The 19,559-nt window shown below is 39.3% G+C and carries 15 protein-coding genes; all 15 read right to left on the minus strand.

Translation table 11 applies throughout. From position 1 onward, the window contains the following. Positions 1-13 precede the first annotated feature (13 nt). The 15 genes from IGI79_RS13320 to IGI79_RS13390 all read right to left on the minus strand — a co-directional run bounded on the left by IGI79_RS13320 (position 14) and on the right by IGI79_RS13390 (position 19,555). Complete coding sequence (locus tag IGI79_RS13320; RefSeq protein ID WP_104776010.1) at positions 14-499, minus strand: hypothetical protein; 486 nt, start codon at positions 497-499, stop codon at positions 14-16. Between the two features lie 13 nt (positions 500-512). Further along, positions 513-3,899, minus strand: coding sequence for a type VII secretion protein EsaA (gene esaA / locus IGI79_RS13325; RefSeq protein WP_104776011.1), 3,387 nt, complete (start codon positions 3,897-3,899; stop codon positions 513-515). A gap of 252 nt (positions 3,900-4,151) precedes the next feature. After that, complete coding sequence (locus IGI79_RS13330; RefSeq protein ID WP_019722716.1) at positions 4,152-4,445, minus strand: WXG100 family type VII secretion target; 294 nt, start codon at positions 4,443-4,445, stop codon at positions 4,152-4,154. 149 nt (positions 4,446-4,594) lie between these two features. Beyond that, complete coding sequence (locus IGI79_RS13335) at positions 4,595-5,479, minus strand: Rgg/GadR/MutR family transcriptional regulator (protein ID WP_108145290.1); 885 nt, start codon at positions 5,477-5,479, stop codon at positions 4,595-4,597. A gap of 364 nt (positions 5,480-5,843) precedes the next feature. Continuing rightward, complete coding sequence (locus IGI79_RS13340; protein WP_104776013.1) at positions 5,844-6,740, minus strand: phytoene/squalene synthase family protein; 897 nt, start codon at positions 6,738-6,740, stop codon at positions 5,844-5,846. Next, on the minus strand, positions 6,727-8,217 hold the full coding sequence (locus IGI79_RS13345; RefSeq protein WP_438846055.1) for a phytoene desaturase family protein: 1,491 nt from the start codon (positions 8,215-8,217) through the stop codon (positions 6,727-6,729). Before IGI79_RS13345 ends, IGI79_RS13340 begins: the two co-directional genes overlap by 14 nt. Before the next feature lie 341 nt (positions 8,218-8,558). Next, positions 8,559-9,524, minus strand: coding sequence for a tRNA dihydrouridine synthase (locus IGI79_RS13350; protein WP_019722719.1), 966 nt, complete (start codon positions 9,522-9,524; stop codon positions 8,559-8,561). Between the two features lie 557 nt (positions 9,525-10,081). After that, the gene (locus IGI79_RS13355) at positions 10,082-10,852 is read right to left on the minus strand and encodes an ABC transporter permease (RefSeq protein WP_010734031.1); all 771 of its coding nucleotides are present in this window, start codon (positions 10,850-10,852) and stop codon (positions 10,082-10,084) included. After that, the gene (locus tag IGI79_RS13360) at positions 10,845-11,786 is read right to left on the minus strand and encodes an ABC transporter ATP-binding protein (protein WP_010734030.1); all 942 of its coding nucleotides are present in this window, start codon (positions 11,784-11,786) and stop codon (positions 10,845-10,847) included. Before IGI79_RS13360 ends, IGI79_RS13355 begins: the two co-directional genes overlap by 8 nt. A 196-nt stretch (positions 11,787-11,982) precedes the next feature. Continuing rightward, entirely contained in the window at positions 11,983-13,632 is a 1,650-nt protein-coding gene (locus IGI79_RS13365; protein ID WP_104776015.1) for a MutS-related protein, read from the minus strand. 93 nt (positions 13,633-13,725) lie between these two features. After that, positions 13,726-14,340 (minus strand): ThuA domain-containing protein, encoded by a 615-nt coding sequence (locus IGI79_RS13370; protein ID WP_229053984.1) that lies wholly within the window; start codon positions 14,338-14,340, stop codon positions 13,726-13,728. 44 nt (positions 14,341-14,384) lie between these two features. Continuing rightward, entirely contained in the window at positions 14,385-15,869 is a 1,485-nt protein-coding gene (xylB, locus tag IGI79_RS13375) for a xylulokinase (protein ID WP_195273634.1), read from the minus strand. Between the two features lie 92 nt (positions 15,870-15,961). After that, entirely contained in the window at positions 15,962-17,011 is a 1,050-nt protein-coding gene (locus tag IGI79_RS13380; protein ID WP_195273599.1) for a sugar ABC transporter substrate-binding protein, read from the minus strand. Between the two features lie 25 nt (positions 17,012-17,036). Further along, the gene (locus tag IGI79_RS13385; RefSeq protein WP_023520548.1) at positions 17,037-18,002 is read right to left on the minus strand and encodes an ABC transporter permease; all 966 of its coding nucleotides are present in this window, start codon (positions 18,000-18,002) and stop codon (positions 17,037-17,039) included. Positions 18,003-18,043: 41 nt separating this feature from the next. Beyond that, the gene (locus IGI79_RS13390; protein ID WP_195273601.1) at positions 18,044-19,555 is read right to left on the minus strand and encodes a sugar ABC transporter ATP-binding protein; all 1,512 of its coding nucleotides are present in this window, start codon (positions 19,553-19,555) and stop codon (positions 18,044-18,046) included. Positions 19,556-19,559: the final 4 nt, after the last annotated feature.

Raw genomic sequence — 19,559 nt, forward strand, 5'->3', positions numbered from 1 at the left:
CTACAACAGTCCTTTAATCATTTTTGTATTTCTGCTGTGAAAACTTTTTACCAAGATAATTGCCTCCAATAGTCAGTAAAATACTTCCTAGTAGAAGTAAGATCCACAAAACAATTCTTCCCTGGATAGCTGTGTGATTTGGGTTAGCTGACGCCTGATGTCCTACAGACATTTGCCCTTCTTTGAATAATTGGGGTGTAATTGTTTGCTCAAAGACCTGTGGCTGTGGAGTTGCTTCCGACACAAAGACGAGGTTGTGAGCAGTAGAAATCTGTTGTCTTTGTTGTTGGACACGTTCTTGGTCTAATTTTGTTTTATCTTCTAAAAATAAATCATGCACTATAAATGTTGTTTCATGATCTTCGATGCCTTCCCTTTCTTGGTAGATCACATGGTTATTGATAGTGAGTGTGCTTGCAAAGACTGCGACATTCGGGTGACTTAAAAATAGTAAAACTACCAACAAAAAGAAAAGCCCCCCTATTTTTTTCTGAACCATTTTATACCTCCGTTTATTCATTTGACCGTTCTTTTTTCTCTTCTGGTCGGACAATAAAATTCAGTATCACTCCAAATATCAGGAATAGAACGAGCATGAGATAACTTCCCCAACCGATGACACCCTCATTCATCAGCACATTAAACCCGTTTTGAATATTCTGTAAAGGTGACAGACGATAGAGCCATTCTGTCAACGATCCATTTTTGATTGCTACGCCCAACAAAGGAGTCAACATGAAGAACAAGCCAAAAATCCCACCACATAAATACAACGTGATTTTTTTGAATTGGCGCATGAACCCTAAAAGAATCAATTGACCACTAGCAAAAACTAAAAATGCATAAACGAGCCAAACAAAAGAATGCGCGACTCCTGATACTGTGGTCGTTAAAACGCTGTAAATAAGTGACAGAACTAACGTTACACTGAGTACCGCCACCATATTAGGCACGTTTTTCCATATACGGTTCGGTGTGACTAACAAATCGACAGAAGTCACTACACGTTTTTTCATCACGCTAGACAATTGAAAGGATACTATCAGAATCATAAAGCCACCGATCAATGTCACATAGTAAGGAGTCAATGAGCTTTGTCTTGTTTGGCCAAAGCTTCCTTGTCCTAAAATTGGACTTGCTAAAAAATTAAAGACATGTGGATTGTCTGCCCCTCCATTCTTTGTATTCGAAAGGACTTCACTAAATGATTCGGCATATGTTTGATTTTCAGAGACAGTCTGTGCTGATTCATCAAGAGAGGTACTTAGATTACTTAAAATAGTGGTGGCATTCTCTTGTACTTCGATGGTCGATTCTTTTAGCTGATCGATCGTAGGTGTGATATCAGCTACTTCTGCCGCAGATTGACCGGTAACTTCAGCTGCTGCTTTTGAACTTGCCATCAATCCTTGCATCGTTTCGATCAGACTGGCTGTTTGAGCTTCAATCAGAGCGTATTCATTTTCTTTGGGATGTGGATTTTCTTCTGAGATGACGGATTCCGCTTCTGTTTGTGCCGTTTGCTGCCAACTGTCGTATACTGCATGGATTTGTTGATTCGCAGAGGCGAACCAATGGTTTAATTTGTCCGCTTCTTCCATAAATGTTTGTGGTAATGTCATTAGTTGCAAGGTACCGTACAAGGTTGGTTTTAGTTCTTCAGGTTCTCTAGTCCCAGGAGAACCAATGACTGCTTGTAATGCAATGATTTGATTCTCGGTATCGCTATACAACTGATCTCCTGTTTTTTTGTATTCCTGATATAGTTGTTCACTGATCATCGAAGGTTTGTCGCTTTCCTGAAGATTGTTATATAGCCAGTAGATCGAACGAGAATCAGCTAATTCAATAAGGGAGCTCCCCGTATTTTCTGGTTGATCGATCATCTGTCGATATGCGGGAATCGTTATAGAATGGTGCGGTGCACCAAATAGCGTGACGATTTGTTGCGCAGTCGTACTTAATAGTTGAAACTGTTCCAAGATGTGTGGCACATCATCAATCAATGGCTGATCCATTGGAAGATATACCGAGAATTCACTCATTGGTTGTTCGCGTTCATTGATCATCCATGTGTAAAACACCTGATTGTATGAAGTAGTTTGTTGTTCTGGAGTCAACTGCCACTTTAAAGGAATGCTTACTTCAAAGTTCAATTTATCTGGTAGCGAAAGATATTCTATACGCTGGTATGTCTCTTCCGTTTCCTCCTCCGGTTCAATCGTCCAAGGTTGTACGATTGTGAATGAATGATTTGTATCTACTCGGATCGCTGTTTCATAGTTGTAGGGTGCCAGTAACTGATTCAATTGATTTTCCATTTCTGTAAAATCATGTGTTGGCTCAAAAATGATCATCCCTTGCTGCTCATCTTCTGTTTGTATCGAGAGAAACGTGTCGTGATTTAACTCGATTGACATCTGTTGGTAGATTGTTGGTAAAGGAATAATTGCTTCATGTTGCTCTTTCGGTTCAAGATAAGCAAAAGAAGCCTCACTTCCGATTGGTCGATCAAAATCATTGGCATAACGTGTAACAATCGCTAGCTCATCATTGAAAATTGCGGCCTGATCCTGACTGATCACTGCTTGATTTTGCAATTCAGCTAATAATTGAGCCAAACTATCCACCGGGATTTGGGGCAACGCCTGCTCTATTACTGATTGGTACGCCCCATCTAATTTGGGTTCATTACTTTGATTTGTCATCAATTTGATAATCGCATTTTTCACTTGAACTTCTGTCGCAGTTGCGGGTGTACTTGTCGGATCATTATAATACGCATTGGCAATTTGACCTTTTAAGCGTTCTAGCTGTTCTACTTGACTCTCCAACTCAGTAATTTGTTGTTGGATCTCTTCGATGCGGGTTTGTTGATTGGTTTGAAACGCCGTTGCCTGAGCCAAGAAATCCCAATAAATACCGAAACTATTTTGTTCATTTGGTGTATAAAAGTTACTAAATTGAGCTAAAATCGCATCATTGAACAAGTCGTATTGATTTCTATAATCAGTTGTTGCGTTCTCCCACTGAGTGGTTAATTGATTTTTTTGTAAGATGACTTGTTGATTGAATTGATCGATCGCTCCAGTGATTTTTTCATTCGCTTCTTTTGTATAATCAAGAATTGTCTCCTGAACATTTTCTGTCTCTTTGTGAGTCTCTTCTAAACTTGTATTATTGCGCTCCAAAAGAGATTGTACCGAATCAACAAAGACCTGTTGTTGTGCCTTGAATGCACTATTTGTTGTATCTAAAATACTAGTTGAGTCTAATACACTCGCATAGTTGTCTGGAATATTTTGGAATGGCTGATAGATACTATTTTCTAGATTTTGCTGATAATTGCTATGTGTATTCGTCATTTTATTCACGTTTTGCTGCGCTTCAGAGAGATTTCCTACAATACTAGAGAAATACATCTGCACAACACGCTGATTGAAGTTTGTTAAAATCTGATTCACTTGTTCTTCGATCATTTGGTTAGTTATCTCATTTTGACCATCTCGAACTTGGTATTCGATGATCGCTTTTTCTGGATTGATACTTTGTAAAGATAATAGTTTTTCCGAAAAATCTTGGGGAATAATGATTTTTGCATCGAATTGGCCGTTCTCTAGTCCTGCTGTTGCAATATTACGCGTAGTCGTTTCCCAACGATTGGCAGTATCTTTATTGATCAGTGTCACAAAATCGGTTCCTAACAAGTACTGCTGACCTTCAAAATCTGCTCCTCGATCCTCATTTACCAAAACATATTGCATTTTTGTCGTCGGGCTGGCGGTGCTCGTGATGATACTCTTTTCTTTAAAGCCAATATAAGCAAAGAAAAGAAGCAAAGATAAACTTGCGATGATCGCAAGGATAAATGGCTGCTTTTGCTTCAGATGGTTTTTCAAGTTGTTCTCCTCCTTCTAAAAGAGCATAGGGTCAGAAGTGACTTGTCTGTATTTCTACCTTTCAAAATAAGCGTCAAAATCCAAAAATAGCTAGCTGATTTCGGATTTTGACGCTTATATCATGGCGATGTGCACTTCTGTCATATCCTCTTTTTAGGCTATAGCTGAGATGCTCTGCTGCACATTGTGTATTGTTGCACATGTGATTCGTTTAAGAAAAACTAGCAAAGTGACTTCTGTTTGAACATCAAGTTAAAATCCAAACGAACCTGCATCTTGACGATCGCGTTCTGCAACCGTATCAGCATACTTGTTCAACTGCTGATTGATGCTCTCAAGAAGTTCTTCCATTTGACGAACATTACCTTCTAATTGGTTGTATTGTTCCAAATAAGCTTGAAATGCTTGTCCTTTCCACTGTTGACTGATTTGTTGGTTCATTGAATTTACTTTACGGATCGCCTCTTGGATCTGAGATGCTGCCTGTGAATAAACCTGTGCTTGTGACTTCAGTTGTTCGGGTGTGACTGCAATTACTCCTGCCATTGTGTAACCTCCTAAAATTTTTTTTGACCAGTTAATCATACTTGATTTTCAACCGGTCAAAATAAAATACGCCGAATAAGGTTGATCTTCGTCGTATACGCACAATTCTTTTCGTATAGGATTAGTTATTTTAAGATAGCTTACGATCACTAGGTAGGTGGGTGCTCATTCTTGAGTTCAAAATCAACGTGATAAGCCTGCTCCACGAAGCGTAACAGTTCGTATTTTTTTTGATATTGTTGCTTTGAATCCAAGTAGCAACTGACTGCTAATGCGTTTTTCACATGAGACTTTCCTTTTTCATTTCCCTTGATCATATACCAGACGCCTTGTAAAAACAGTTGCAAGTTACGCTCATAGTATAGTTCTTCTTCAAGGAAATACTCTTCTAACTTCGCCCCATATTTCCAAACCAGGCGGAGATCCTGATTTTTAATAAATAGAATGAGGCCATTTGCCAACATGCGAAATGTCTCACTTTGCCCGCTGCGATTTTCTTCGTAGACCGCCAAACTAAGAAACGACTTTTCTAAAATCAAATCGATAAATTTAGGATGGAACGCATACATACAATTAGTAAACAAAAAAATTTCGTAGCGAGTCCATGTTTGTGCCTTCATTAAATACTGATAAACCTCTGAAGATAGCACATCGATTTTTTCCTCTTTTAATTGAGCGATCATCAAGCGACAAAGACTGATCAGATGACGTTCTCTTTGAGAATCAGGTTCTTCTGTTTCATACAACATGATAATACTATGTAATTCTAAACTATCTTTCTTTTCAAAAGCGACTACCGCTTCTTGCATCAATCGATTGACCTCGGATAAATCATTTGGAAAATTAAATAACTGCAATTCATCATAGTCCAAATTTAGTTTTTTCAAAAAATAAGTCAACTTACTGACTGTCGTATCTGCTTTATTTTGAATAAAACGTTTATAAACAGAACGACTAGCTTCCTCTCCACAAAGTTCTGCAATCGTTATTCCTTTTTGCTTTCTGACAAATTCAACGATCTCCCATACTTCCATTTTTTCACTCCTGACCTCTTTCACTGAATCTTGAACTCAAAGATTTTATAGAAAGAGCTTCTATGATTGAAATTTGATAAAGCTAAAAATCCCCGTTTATTATAATCTTACCATCATTCTCGTTTGAATATTACATTTATTTATAATAACTGTTGTTTTTAAATATAAAGACTTTACTAATAAATACAAAAAAACAGAACAGAAAAACATTGATGTTATTTATAAGAGCGATAATAATGGAATAAACAATGTATTTTTTGTTCAAAATGTCATGATAAACAAAGAATGAGCACTCGCAACGGTACTTTCCGCGAGTGCTCATTCCGTTTTCTGATACATCAGATTATCAATGCTATCATACCAATTATAATGTTGATTGTTGTGGACTATTTATTAGGGTTTCTACATATTTTTTGGCTTTTCTCAGCAGTTGGATTTTTCTTATCTGACTGACATAGTTTTTACGATCTAACATGAAATAGTTATTTTCTCTGATTACGCTTAATTGCTCTCTATAGATCATTGCAGCAGCAGTTAATGCGAGTTGACAATTTCGGTCAATAAACGGCAGCATCGTAAAAGAAGTTTCATATTTTTTCTCTGCTTCATTAGCTATCGCTTCCCATAGAGCAATCAATGGCTTCGCAGGTTTATCTGCTTGCAACATGGTTTCAGTCACACCATGGGCACGCATCATTTCCTTTGGTAAATAAATTCGTCCCATTTTATTATCTTCACCGATATCTCGTAAAATGTTAGTGAGTTGCATCGCTTCACCCAGCCTTTTTGCCTGTGACTGGATTTTTTCTGCTTGGTCAGATAATAAAGGTAACAACATCAAGCCGACACTACCTGCGACATAGTAACAATAGTCTTCTAAGTCAGCCAATGTTTCTGGCTGTGTAAAGACTAAATCTTGCTTTTGACCTGCGATCATGTCGTAGAACGGAGACAAGGTCATGGGATAAACGGAAAAAACAACCGACAAGGCACGCCAAATTGGTTCATCAGGAATTTTACCCATGGAGAAAGCATCTAGTTGGTGTTTTAGTGCCAACAATTCTTCCTCACTATGCGCTAAGTCAACTGTATCATCTGCCAAGCGACAAAAAGCATAAATGGCATAGACACTTTTTGCTTTTTCTTCAGGAAGTTGAGAAAACGCAGCGTAAAACGATTTTGAATATTTTTTTATCACAGTTTCACAATAGGCAAAATCGTCTGCGTGTTTTTCAAACAGTTCCTGATTAGTTTTTGTCATCTTTAACCAACTCCTCTACCGCAAGCTTAGCACTTTGCATCACGATTGGTACACCAGCTCCGGGATGTGTACTGCTACCACAGAAATAAAGATTCTCAGCAGAAGCAAATCTATTATGAGGTCGATAATAGTTACTTTGTTTTAAGGTTGGTTTCAACCCAAATGTTGCACCATTATAGGCATTGAAATGTTGTTCAAAGTCTTTTGGTGTATAAAAACTTTCTGAAACGATATGCTCTTCAATATCAGTAAAGTCCGTCTTTTCTTTTAATAATGTCAATACTTTTTGACGATATTCTTGGACTTTCGCTTCTGACCAATCTTCGTATTTTGAAAGTTCTGGAACTGGTACTAATACATATAATCCTTCATGGTTTTCTGGGGCTAATGATTCATCCATGATCGTAGGACGGTATAGATAAAAGGATGGATCTTCCGGTAAATGACCATCTTCAAACAAATCATCCACATTTCGTTTGAAGTCATCTGCGAAATAGATGCTGTGGAGATAGTCCCCCGGATATTTTTTATCTAGACCTAAGTATAGTAAGAAACAAGAACAAGAGTATTCCATCTTATCGATTTTCTTATCCGTATATTTCCCACGATTCTTTTCATCAGGAATCAACTCTTTCATTGCATAAGGAAAATCAGCACCACAAACGACCGCATCTGCTTCTATTCGTTCTTGTCCGATTCGAACACCTTTTGCCACTTTATCTTCAATGATCAATTCATCAACGGGTGTATTATAATGGATCGTTCCACCTAATTCTTCTAATAAGTTAGCTAGTGAGGTTGCTAAAGTATACATACCTCCTTTGATAAAATGAACGCCATATAAAAGTTCGATCATCGGGATAATCGTGTATAACGATGGACCTTGGTATGGGGAAACACCGATGTATAAGGTTTGGAACGCCAATGATTTTCGCAAACGTTCATCTTTAACAAATTTAGCAATCGATGAATACGCATCACTAAATGTTCTTAGACGAATCCCTGCCCATAGTGATTTAGGATTATAGAAATCCCAAAAACCACGAAAGGATTTAGTAATAAATGCTTCTTTGGCTATGTGATAACGCTTGTAGATATCCGCTAGAAACGCATAATAGCCTTGCGCATCTTCTTGGGAAATCGCTTCGAGCGTTTTGGTCAATTCAATGAGATCATTTGAAAATTCGATTGGTTCTTCTTTATTGAAATAGAGTTTCAACATAGGATCGACTTTTTCCATCGGAATGTAGTCATCCGGATCTTTCCCACAAAATTCAAATACTTCGCGATAGATTTCAGGCATCATCACGATCGTTGGCCCCACATCAAACGTGAACCCATCTTTTTTGATTTGATTCATCTTGCCGCCAGGGCCACTTTCTTTTTCGTACAATGTTACTTCATAGCCTAATTTTTGCAAGCGTACAGCTGCACTTAATCCCGCAACTCCTGCACCTGTTACAATGACTTTTTTCATGACATCCACCTACTCAATTCTTGTTCTATAAATTTTTATCATCTGATAAATTTTAGGATATCATTAAATTTGTTATGTCATAAAATAAAACGCTCAAATAACATACGTTACATTAAATTTTCTTCATTTTTCTTTGTTTTTAATTCATTTTTTATCATTTTTCACTCAGTATTATTTACGCTTGAAATATACAATCTAGATAGCCATTGTTAGCTAAAACTGAATAAACAGCCTTCAAAAGCCAATTTAGTCAAAAAAAGCCATGACATCCGAAAATATTTTCATATTTTTTAGATGTCACAGCTTTTTTGGTTGATGACTTTTGTCACAACCTCAACTGTTTATTCAGTTTTATGTTGAAATTCATCTAATCGTGCACGAACTTCATCAGTGGATTTCGTGTTCATCAATTGCACACGCAAATCATTGGCTCCTGGAAATCCTTTGACGTAGATTTTGAAGAAACGATGTAAGCCTGTGATCGAACGTGGGATCTCTTTTGCATAGTGGTCTTGTAAATCGAGTTGCAAGCGCAGTAAATCAATAAGTTCTTCTGCTGAATGCTCTCTCGGTTCTTTTTCAAAGGCAAATGGATTTTTAAAAATACCTCGGCCGATCATGATGCCATCTACACCATATTTTTCCGCTAATTCAAGCCCTGTTTGACGGTCAGGGATGTCTCCATTGATCGTCAACTTCGTTTGTGGGGCAATTTGGTCACGCAAGGCAACGACTTCAGGAATTAGTTCCCAATGTGCCGCCACTTTACTCATTTCTTTGCGTGTACGTAAATGAACAGAAAGATTCGCGATATCTTGCTTTAATAAATGACTGATCCAATCAACCATTTCAGCTTGCTCTGTGTAGCCAATACGTGTTTTCACACTTACCGGTAACCCTCCAGCTTTTGCAGCTTCGATCAATTCTGCCGCAACCTCAGGGCGTAGGATCAAGCCACTACCTTTTCCACGTTCTGCCACATTCGGTACCGGACAACCCATATTGAGGTCTATTCCTTTAAAACCCATCTCGGCTAGTTGAATACTCATCTCTCTGAAAAATTCCGGTTTATCTCCCCAGATATGTGCCACCATCGGTTGTTCATCTTCAGTAAATGTCAAACGTCCTTTGACACTTTCTTTGCCATCTGGATGACAAAAACTATCTGAATTAGTAAATTCGGTGAAATACACATCCGGCGCACCGGCCTTTTGGACGACATGGCGAAAAACCACATCTGTCACATCTTCCATCGGTGCTAATACAAAAAAGGGCGTAGGTAGTTCAGCCCAAAAATTATTCTTCATCAAGTACACTCCATTTCGCTATATAAAAAGTTCCATCAAAAACATTGTTGCCATTATACAAGGAAAAAGAAAAAGAAGCAAAGTAGAGGTTGTGAGAAAGCCGGTCAGCTCCGAATATTAAGGCGGAAATTGGGAAAATAGCTTCTCATATTTTTTCAATTTTCGCCTTAATATTGAAGGAGTTGGCTTTCGAACACCGTTTATCTAGGTTGTGAAAGGAGCGATCAGCACTAAGGCATAAGCCAGGAAAATCGAAAATGGCTGTTTCATTTTTGATTTTTCTGGCTTATGTCCGAAGTGTTGCTCCTTGAACACCGTTTATCAGAGGTTGTGAAAAAAGCGTTTTGACCTGAGCAGTAAGATAGAAAATGGTAAAATAGCTTTTCATATTTTGCCATTTTTTAGCTTAATGTTGAAGGTCAGCTTTTTGAACACCGTTTATCTAGGTTGTGAGAAAGCCGGTCAGCTCCGAATATTAAGGCGAAAATCAGGAAAATAGCTTCTCATATTTTTTCAATTTTCACCTTACTATTGAAGGAGTTGGCTTGCCTCGTTCATTAACTTCTTAATCCTCTACCTTTATTGATCAAGTACCAACACGTTGAATAAAGCACTACAATAAACAGTACAAGGATCGCAATCGAAATGAAGATTGGCACATCTGTGGTGCCTAAGAAACCATAACGGAAACTTGAGATCATATAAACAATTGGATTTACTTTTGAGATGGCTTGCCAAATCGGTGGTAACATCGAAATCGAATAGAACACCCCGCCAAGATAAGTCAAAGGTTGTAACACAAACGTTGGTACAATGGACACGTCATCATAAGATTGGGCGAAAATCCCATTGATCAAACCAGCAAGCGAGAATAAGATAGCGGTCATCAATAGTGTTAATACAACGATCGTCCATGAATAGACATGTAATGGCACAAAAAATAGAGAAATCATCGTGACTAATGCACCGACCAAGACACTCCGTCCCAACCCACCGATCACAAATCCCCAGATGATGACATGTGTTGGTACAGGGGCAACTAAAATCTCTTCGATATTCTTTTGGAATTTTTGTGAAAAGAATGAAGAAGAAACATTTGAATAAGAGCTTGTGATGGCGGACATCATGATCAATCCGGGAACAATAAATTCCATGTAGGAGAAACCACCCATATCACCGATTCGTCCCCCGATCATTTTCCCAAAAATGATAAAATACAAAGACGTAGTGATCACTGGTGGTACTAGCGTTTGTACCCAGATACGCATATAGCGATTGGTTTCTTTGATTGCTAAACTTTTTAATGCAGTAAAATAAAGATTAAACATTTTTCTTCGTTGCCTCCATATGATAAGTTTCTTCCGTAATTTTCAAGAAAAGTTCTTCTAAGCGATTGGATTTATTGCGCATAGACAAGACTTTGATCCCTTGCGCACTTAACTGTTCAAAGATCCCATTCACTCCTTGATCACGCTCCACTTCAACCGCAAGTGTGCGTTCATCTTCTAAGATACTTGTATAGCCAATGATCTCTGGCTTTTTATCATAAGGTGCTAAGTCAAAGATAAACGTTTCAAATTGTAATTTGGAAAGCAAGGCTTTCATAGAGGTATTCTCAATCAGTTCACCCGATTGGATGATTCCAATATTTCGACAAAGCATTTCTGCTTCTTCCAAATAATGAGTCGTCAAAATGATCGTTGTTCCTGCGTGATTCAATTCACGTAGAAATTCCCACATTTCTCGTCTTAATTCAATGTCGACACCCGCTGTGGGTTCATCTAGAATCAATAATTTGGGTTCATGCATCAATGCACGGGCAATCATCAATCGTCGTTTCATCCCACCTGAAAGCATCCGCGCACGAACATTGCGTTTCTCCCACAAATTAGATTGTTTAAGGTATTTTTCACTACGTTTCAATGCTTCATTACGGGATACACCATAGTAACCCGCCTGATTCACGACGATTTGTTGCACCGTTTCAAACGGATTGAAGTTGAATTCTTGGGGCACTAAACCGATTTGTTGTTTTGCTCGTACTAAATCTGTATCCAAGTCATAGCCAAAGACTTTCACTTTTCCCGATGTCTTATTCACTAATGAAGTGATGATCCCGATCGTTGTTGATTTACCTGCACCATTTGGTCCCAATAATGCATAAAAATCTCCTTCTTCAACCGTCAGATCAATGCCTCGGAGTGCTTCCACACCTGTCCCATATATTTTTCTTAACTCATTTATCTCAAGAGCATATGTCATTTTTTACTAACTCTCCTTATTTTGTCTGATTTACTATTTTAGCATGTAAAGAGGTTGTGAGAAAGCCGTTAAGCTCCATGCAGTAAGATGAAAATGAAAAAACCACAAGTCCTTCCAGAAAATAATTCTGTCGTCTCTGTGGTTTTCATTATCAATGATGGTTTTTGACTAAATACCTTTAGCTTGGGCTTATTTCTTACTCCACTACCCGCCATTGGCGATGTTGATCAAAAAAGGCAGCTTCTGCTTGTGCCTCTTTTACGATTGCTGTAGGATACTTCAGCACATCTAATAATGCGATGGCATTTCTTGTCTTAGCAGGTCCTTGTTTTAATTTAAAATCAAAACTGATCCCTTTCTCAGGCGTCACTTGCTCTTCAAAATGGACATTGGCACAATCTTTTTTCAAGATCTCTGTCAGTTCGATATCGTGTGTTGCGACAAAGGCTAAAGAAGGGTAATCACTCAACCAATTCACGATAGCTGCCGAAGACGCGATCCGTTCAATCGTATTTGTCCCTTTCAAGATCTCATCGACAAAGCAATAGCAACGTTCTTTTGTTTCCACTTGCTGTAATAAGCGCTTGATCGATTTGATTTCTGAAACAAAGTAACTATCGCCTTCAAACAAATTATCTTCGATCGCCATCGAGGTCAAGACATGACCAGGTTGGATCGTGAAAGATTCGGCTAAAGCAGTTTGGATCGTTTGCGCTAAGATACAGTTAATGGCAATACTTTTGACGTACGTCGATTTTCCTGAAGCATTCGAGCCTGTGACCAATGTGTTCTGTTGCCAATCGATGGGATTGACGACTGCTTCTGCAATCAGAGGGTGATACGTATCCTCTGCCATGATCCCGCCTTCTGCAAAGACTGGTTGACAAGAATAGGGCATGTAGGTGCGATAATTCAACACTGCCGCAGCTACTTCTAACTCTCCGAGTATTTGCCATAATTCGATCGCTTGTTCCGTTTTCTTTTCCAATCGGCTAATGACAAAATGATACGAAATAAATGGCAACATGAACATCATATTCAAGTAGTCAAAAAACAACTCCGCTTCTGAGCCATTTTTCACTCGAAATGAAAAACCGAACTTAGGGATTTCTTTTAAAGGCTGAACATTTTTTTGTAACTCTGCTTGTAACGGTGTGGGAAACGTAGCTATTTTTTTCGCCGCAGAAATCGTAGAAACAAGATAACCCATACTATTAAGTTCTGTTTCGAGTGTTTGCTTTTTTATCAAGTAATAAACCGTATTGAATAACACACTAATGATCGCGAGATAAATGCCGATCACTTGTCCAAGTAAAAACAAGCCTAAACCAATGAGTGGTAACATGCCTAAAAAGGCAAATAGCCCAATATGACCAATTCTTTTGCTTTTGCCATCTGCTAAGTATTGTTTGGCAAAATTCCGGTCTTTTTTTCCAAGTCGTGCAAATTGATATTGGATTTCTTCTCTCAACTTAGGATTTTCTTGGTAGAAAGTAATCAACTTTTCTAAACGCTGATCTTCTCCAAAATCAAAATTACGCAGTCGCTGATAAAGCGCTTCTGAACCCACACTTGAATACGTATGATTGACCGTTTCGAATACTTCAAACATATCTAGGTCATACCAAGTCAAGTCATCGACTTCACTGTCCCACGTGCGAAACTTTTTTTCTGTCTGCCAAGCTTCTTTTAAGCTCTCCTCCTTATCAAATCGTACTTGATATGGAAGCTTCCCCCATTTGTAACGGACATCTGCTCTTAATTTTTTTCGCGAATTGATTTCTAAGACAATTAAGATTCCAATGATGCCGACGATCAGGAGCATGATAAATTCTGTTTGACTCATAAATTTTCTCCAATCTATTGAATACTTTAAGTATAGCACTGATTGGAAACATAAATGGAGTTATAAAAAAACTATCCTTCTTTTTCGCCGTACTCACGTTGATTCTAGACACCAACTAATTCCATCGAAAAGTACCTTTTGATTTCCTTCATGTTGCAATCCTTCTGAAAAATGTGCAGGAGTCATACAAAAAACTTTTCCTTTACCATACAGATGTCGCCAAGCGGCAATCGATTCACCATAGTGAGAATAGCTGTGCATCAGAACTTCCGTTTCGCCTATAGTTACCTCAGTGAAATAGTGTTCGTCCCATATTTTATAAGACTTACCATTTTTTTCTCGATAGGTTACTTCTGTAGGTTTGGGATGTTGAAGGAAGCGTCCCCGCAACATCTCACTAAACGCAGAGTGGATCGGGTAGCTAGAAAGTCCTGAATGATACGCAATCAGGCTTCCGCCACCCGCCACATAGTCTGTAATCAACTGATCGTATGTTTCATTTAACCAAAAAGCGTCATTTGTTTCGGGTGCTAACCGATTTTCCTTTGAAAGGAGGAATAAATCAGGTTGCTCATGTAATGCTTTGGTTAGTTGCTCGATCGTCAGATCAGTCATCTCTAATTCTTGTGGGAAGTGCTTAGCGATCCCCTGAAAATAGTTCACTAACGGATCATGCGGATGGTAAAAATCGCCTAACAACGTGATCATTTTTTTCACTAGGAACACACTCCTTTCACTTAGGTACTCAGTTATTATTTTTCGTACATGTGACAAATTTCCTTTGTACATTCGTATACTTTACGATAACGCGCATACACCTTTTGGTAAACTTCCACTTGTTGCGGGTTCGGTTGCACAGGGGATTGGTAGGAAACAAAAACACTTGCACATTCGTTCAAATCGGTAAACCAGTCACAGCCTACTGCTGCTAACATAGCGGCGCCAAGCCCAGGTCCTTGTTCGGTGGTTAAAGTAACGATCGGCCGATCGAAAATATCCGCTTGCATTTGGAGCCACGTCTGATTTTTTGCGCCGCCACCGACTGATACGATGGTTTCGATTTTTTGTTGGGTCATCTCTTCCATGATCGCTTGGGAGTCCTTTAGAGAGAAGGTAATCCCTTCTAGCACGCTACGGGTAAAATGTTTCAATTCGTGTTGCGTATCTATTCCAATAAAGCTTCCTCTGATTTGACTATCACTGTAAGGCGTTCGTTCCCCTACGATATAAGGAGTGAACAATAAGCCATTACTGCCTGCATCAACACTTCCGATTTCTGATAGCAACTCGCTGAAGGAACGATCAGGAGCAAAGCGCTGTTTGAACCAACTCAAGCTGTCGCCAGCTGCTAAGGTCACACCCATCGAATACGCGGCACCTGAGGCATGTTGGAAGAGATGGAGCTTCCCTTGATAGTCTCTATCCACATTCTTTTCGTATCGAAGGAATACTCCGCTTGTACCGATGGAACATAAGCCCAGACCTTCTTCTAAAATACCAGCGCCAACAGCGCCACAGGCATTGTCGGCACCGCCTGCAATCACTTTGACTGGCTTGGTAAAGCCGTATCTTTCTTTTAACTCGTCTTTCAATGTCCCCACCACTTCAGTAGATGCCACTAAAGGAGGTAAGATGGCTGGGTCGATCCCAAATTCTTCTAAGATTTCTTCATCCCACTGCTTAGTTTCTTGATTCAGCAGTAGTGTGCCCGCCGCATCTGAATCGTCCATATGATACGAACCAGTCAACCAGAATCGTAAATAATCTTTCGGTAATTGAATGTGTTTGACCTTTTCCCAACTCGCTGGTTCGTGTTCTTGCACCCATAAGATTTTCGGTAGTGTAAATCCTTCTAACGCTTTGTTTTTCGTATGATGTAACAACTTATCCCTCATTATTTCAGTGATTCGTTGACATTGTGGTGTCGTACGAACATCATTCCATAAAATAGCTGGTCTTACAACTTGATCTGCTTCATCCAAAAGAACTAAGCTGTGCATCTGTCCAGAAAAACTGATGCCTGCCAATTCATCTTTAAGATCAGTCACTTCCCCTAATAATTCTTTCAATATTTGATCTGCTGCTTTGAGCCAGTCCGCCGGTTGTTGCTCGCTATACCCCATCTGTGGATTGCTCATAGGGTAAGAAGCAACTGCTTCTGCCACTAACTTTCCTTTTCGATCAAACACTAGGCCCTTCAAGGCACTTGTTCCTAGATCTAAACCTAATACATACATGAATCGTTCTCCTTTCCGACAAAAACAAGCGAAAGAAACAGTCCGTTCCATCAGGACACCGCCTGTTCCTTTCCACTGATTACATACGCTTCTTATTCTGTTTCTTCTGTGCTTTCTACTGAAGTATCTTCTACTGAGTCTGTTTTCACTTTACTTTTTTCTTTTCCATACTCTTCTAACTCTTCTGCTAACACATAGTTGACATCGATCGGAATCGTTGCGTCAATTGTTTCACCGTCGATTGCTTTCACTAAATTCTCGATCACTTGATAGCCGATTTGGTACGCATCTTGGTCAACGATCGCTGTGATTCGTTCGTCCGCTACTCCGCCTAACCAAGTGTCCGTATAATCAAATCCATAATGAAGCACTTGTCCTGCTTTTCCTTGAGATTCTAACGCACTCATCACACCGACATTCGGTCCTTCTGAACCTAATGAAAAGACAGTGACTAAGTCTCTGTTCGCCGCAATGTAGCCTTCTAATTGTTTTTTAGATTCTGATGGTTGATCATTGTCTTGTATCGTCGCTAAAAACTTAAAGTTCTCAGCATCTTTTCCATAGATCTCTGCAAAACCTTCTTTCAGTCCTTTTTCACGATCGATCATAGTTGGTTGTGCAACATCCACACAAACGATGGCGATCGAACCCCCGGTAATGCCTTTTGCCTTCATTTCTTCAGCAGCACGTAACCCTAATTCTTTTCCAGCTGAGACATTGTCTGTACCTACGTAAGCTGTCCGATCTTCAGGATTTTCTAAATCGGCATCAAAGGTGATGACTGGAATATTTTTATCCATGGCTGCTTTGATTGGATCAACAAATGCTTTTTTCTCAATCGGTGCAATGGCGATTCCTGCTACGTTTTTTGCAACTGCTTCTCTGATAAAGCCGATATGTTTCTCTTTCTTACTTGGTTCAGCAGAAGGAGAGGTTTTCGTGACCAATGTATAGCCCAATTCTTGTGCCGCATCCTCTGCTCCTTTTTTCATGGGGTTCCAATAAGCTCCGGTGTCTACGATTGGAATGAAATACAAGGTCTTTTCACTATCTGCATCCGCAGAATCACTCGTACTACAGCCTGTACCAACTAATAATAACGCAACGAACATACTAATGACCCAAAATGATTTTTTTAACATGGTCTTTTCACTCCTTAGATTGTAATTATGACTGACGACTTGCTCGACGTTTCAAATAATCAATGATGATTGCTAAAATAATGACTAAGCCAGTGACTGTATCTTGTAAAAATGAATTTACCCCCATCAATGTCAAGCCATTTTTAAATACTTGTAAGGTTAAGATACCTGCTACCGCTCCGCCAATTGTGCCGATGCCACCGCTAAATGACGTACCACCCATGATCGCTGCCGCCATCGCGAACAAGTCTAAGCCATTCGCATCTTTGGAAGCGCCACCATTTAAATTTGAAACAATCAACAAACCAGCGATGGCTGCTAACATTCCTTCAATCATAAACATCTTGATGATATGTTTATCCGTATCGATACCGGATAATCTGGCAGCTTCTTGATTTGACCCTACCACATAGGTATATCTTCCCAGCCGAGTATTTTTCATTATAAAAGCAAATACAATGATGATAATCAAAAAAATCAAGGCATTGCTTTTGAACATATCCGTACCGATCGGCGTTTTCGCTAACCGATTGAACCACTCATTTTCGGAACCGATAAATTGTTCATCTGTGAAAAAGCCGAGCATTCCTTTGATGACATAACTTGTTCCTAACGTCAAAATAAATGAAGGTAAATCAAATTTCTTGATCAACAAAGCATTCACTGCACCTAACATTGCCCCTGTCAATAATGCCAGAAGCACAACGACTGGCGCAGGCATTCCTTGATTTGCCGCATATAAACCGAGCATTCCTGACGCCATTCCGACATAACCAATTGATAGATCCACATAACCGCAAATCAAAATCATCGCATAAGCAACAGTTAAAATACCTACCGGCGGAATTTGTTGGAAGAAATTTTCAATATTGAACGTGCTCAAAAAATTCGCATTTGCAATTGAAAAATATAGGACTAAAGCAATTAACACTAAATAAACAGAGTAGTTCATAAAAAGTGACTTGATCGTTAACTTGTTTCGTTTTTCCATCGTTCTCTCCTTTGTTTACATATCCTCTAACTGAAGAATCGTTAATGCTCATTAAGCGTAGCATAGGTCATAATCAATTCTTGCGCCTCATCTTTTCTGTCCTGATACTCAGCGACGACGACTTCTCCTGTAATCTCACCTTCCCGAAAAACATGGATTCGATCGCAGATCCCTAATAATTCAGGGATTTCTGAAGAGACGATCAAAATCGTTTTCCCTTGGCGTGCCAACTCATTGATGATCGTATAGATTTCTGATTTTGCCCCCACATCAATACCTTTTGTCGGTTCATCAAAAATATATACTTGATTTGTGGTATTCAACCACTTTGCTAAAACGACTTTTTGCTGATTCCCACCAGAGAGACTGGCAACTGGACGCGCAATATCGCTGATCTTGATCTTCACGTCTTGTACAAACTGATGAGCCGTTTGATTAAGTGATTCATGTTTTAATACAAATCCACCTAGATTCGTTATCGTGATATTGTCTTGGATCGAGAGACCAAGAAACAAGCCTTGATGTTTACGGTCTTCCGTTAATAACCCGATTCCTTGACGAATCGCATCCACCGGTGACTTGATCACTACCGGCTGGTTCGCCAATTTGATTTCACCAGATTTTGCACGATCCGCACCGAAAATCAGTCGCATCGTTTCTGTTCGACCGCTTCCTACTAACCCCGCAAAGCCCAATACTTCCCCTCGTCTTGCCTGGAAGCTGACATTTTTCACCCGCCCGAAAGAATCAGAAAGGTTCAAAACTCGTAAGTAAGTTTCTCCTAATTGGGTAGGTTGTTTCGGATACAGATCGTTGATTTCTCGCCCAACTAAGCGAGCGATGATTGCTTCTTCAGACAAGTTTTTCACTTCATCGGTCAAGATATATTCCCCGTCGCGCATGATCGTGATTCGTTCACCTAATTCAAAGATCTCTTTCATCCGATGGGAGATGTAAATACTGGATACACCTTTTTCCTTCAATCTGCGAATAATAATAAACAAAACTTCGACATCTTTTTCAGACAAAGAAGTCGTCGGCTCATCAAAAATGATCACTTTGGCGTTCAAACTAAGCGCTCTGGCAATTTCAACTAATTGTTTATTGGCTGTAGACAACGAAGCAACAAGTGTAGTAGGAGAAATCGCAGATCCCACTAGATTCAGCCATTGTTGCGTGTCTTCATATAATTTTTTGAAGTCAACAATTCCTAGCGCCTTATTCTTATAGGGCAACCGACCAATAAAGATATTTTCTGCCACAGACAAATCTTCTGCGAGATTCAATTCTTGATGAACAAAGGCAATTCCTAATTCTTGTGCGAAGTCAGGAGTCATTTTAGGGATTTCTTTCCCTTCAAATATGATTTCTCCTTCGTCCTTATCGATCAATCCGGCAAGAATGTTCATCAAAGTAGACTTACCGGCTCCGTTTTCTCCCATAAAAGCATGGATCTCGCCTTTATTTATCTCAAGTCTTGCTTTTTTCAAGACATGCACAGGGCCAAAACTTTTTTCAATATTAGACATTGAAAATAAACGTTCTTTTTCCATGAAA

This window comes from Enterococcus sp. AZ084, assembly GCF_051714905.1.
GTDB classification, from domain to species: Bacteria; Bacillota; Bacilli; order Lactobacillales; family Enterococcaceae; genus Enterococcus_B; species Enterococcus_B pernyi.